General features: G+C 67.6%; 2 protein-coding genes. One reads left to right on the plus strand and one right to left on the minus strand.

Annotated elements, in window-relative coordinates; translation table 11 throughout:
• Window positions 1–669 (plus strand): glycoside hydrolase family 3 N-terminal domain-containing protein (locus C5F46_RS15990; protein ID WP_328588590.1); only part of this gene is annotated, 669 nt, incomplete at its 5' end.
• 8 nt (window positions 670–677) lie between these two features.
• Here C5F46_RS15990 and C5F46_RS15995 read toward each other — a convergent pair.
• The gene (locus C5F46_RS15995) at window positions 678–1,883 is read right to left on the minus strand and encodes a PAN domain-containing protein (RefSeq protein WP_107326288.1); all 1,206 of its coding nucleotides are present in this window, start codon (window positions 1,881–1,883) and stop codon (window positions 678–680) included.
• Window positions 1,884–1,996 lie beyond the last annotated feature (113 nt).

A 1,996-nucleotide genomic window follows, 5' to 3' on the forward strand; every position in this document is an offset into this window, starting at 1 on the left:
TTGGCCGAGGCGGGCATCAACCTCAACCTTGCGCCGGTGGTCGATCTGGCGCTTGAGCCGCGCAACCCGGTGATCACGCGGCTCGGGCGCGCCTTTGGCCGCGACCCCGACACCGTCTTACGCCATGCCGAGATGATTATCCGCGCCCATCGCAGCGCCGATGTGAAGACCTGTCTGAAGCATTTTCCCGGCCACGGCAGCGCCCTGCACGACAGCCACGACAGCCCAGTCGATCTGCGCGCAACATGGAAAGCCGTTGAAATCGTTCCGTTTCAGCGCCTCGTCGATGCGGGGCTGGCGGATGCGCTGATGCTGGCGCATGTGATCCACCCCTATCTGTCAGACAGCGCCGAAACGCCGGTGTCGCTGTCGCGCGCGGCGGGCGAGATAGTGCGCGAGGTGATGGGCTTTCGCGGCCCGCTGATCTCGGACGGGATGCAGATGAGCGCGATCACGGCGCGGTTTTCCGAGACTGAGGCGGCGATGCTGGCGCTGAACGCGGGCAATGACCTGCTGATCTACGCCAACCAGCGCGGCTCCGAGAGCATCGACACCGCGCCGCGCGTGGCCGCGGCGCTGGCGCGCGCTCTCGCCGAGGGGCGCGTCTTGGCAGAGGATCTGCACGACCGCATCTCCCGCGTGACGGCGCTGCGCGCGCGGCTGTTCTGAGCCCGGTTTTACTGCCGAATGCCCGACAGCGTTCCAAGCGCCCGCACCGGCGTGCCGATGCCGTATTTCGGAAAGCAGCGGCGCTTTTCGGCGCCCCAGGAAAACGCCCGGCAGCGGGCATCGGCCAGGCAGGCGTCGCGGCAGCCTTGCAGCGACAGGTTGCGCAGTCCGGTGGCGGTCAGATCGTCGCCCGCCAGATCGGCGGCGGTGATCTCGAGGAAGGGGCGCGACAGCACCTCGCGGTTGACCGCCAGATAATTGGTGATGCCGCTGATCGTGCCGGTGGCCAGCGACATGTTCTCGACCCCCGACTTCGGCCAGCACCAGCGCGTTTTCGTCACATAGCTGAAGGCGGCGCAGCCGGGCGTGGTGCGGCACAGGCGCTCGCAGGCGGCAAGGCTGATGCCGCGCACCCCCGAGGGGCTGATGTCCTGCCCGAAAAAGTCGATGTTTTCGAAGGTCTTGGTCGGGCCGGAGGGCGGCGCGACGGGCAGCGGGTCGGGGCTGGGGTCGGGGATCGGGGCCGGCCCGGTGTCGCGGGTGAGGGCTGCGGCGATATCGAGCGGTTCGGGGCGGCGGATCGCCTCGGGATGGGTGGCGATGAAGGCCTCGGCCGCCGCCACCACCGAGACGAAGCCGGGCTCTTCGGCGCCAAGGTTCAGCCGCGCCTTGTCCTCCTCGGGGAAGTAATGGATTTCGCCGGTGCTGAACATCTTCTCGTAGACGAAGGGCGGCGTCGCGAACTGGTTCATGATGCCGATGATTTCCGAGGTAGTGTATTGCGTGGTGGAGGAGGTGGTGGCGCGCGCCTCCCGCTCGGCCCCGGCGCCGCCCCCGAACGAGAATTGATGCACCCCGAGCCGCCCGCGCACCAGCCGGTGCGCGCCGCCAAAGAAGATGTTGGCGCAGGAAGACTCGCAACTGGCCATGCTTGGCACATAGGTGCCCGCGCCCTTGTCATGCAGGATCGAGGCGATTTGCAGCCCCTCGTAAAGGTTGCCCCCGGGGCTGCCGAGCACGACCAGCGTGACCGGATGGTCGCGCATCGCCCGGCGCAGGTCGAAGGAATCCGAGGGCGCGATGTCGTCGACCAGAAACAGCACGTCGGGCAGGGCGTCGTAATGGCGGAAGCTGCCGTAATCGACTGGCTCAGCATGCCCCGGCACTGTCGAGAAGGCGAGGGCCAGAACGAGGGCGCAAAAGGTCTTCATCATCGGCGAATGCCCTCGGGGAAGAGCGGAAATCGACCCGAATGCTAGCGCCGATTTCGCGCGGTGCAAGGAAAAGGGACGGGCACGCGGGGCTTGCGGTGCGGGACAGCGCCCCT

Source organism: Phaeovulum veldkampii DSM 11550, from assembly GCF_003034995.1.
GTDB classification, from domain to species: Bacteria; Pseudomonadota; Alphaproteobacteria; order Rhodobacterales; family Rhodobacteraceae; genus Phaeovulum; species Phaeovulum veldkampii.

Coding starts and splice junctions, on each gene's coding strand:
- C5F46_RS15995 (WP_107326288.1), bottom strand. CDS start 1,883: ATGATGAAGACCTTTTGCGCCCTCGTTCTGGCCCTCGCCTTCTCGACA.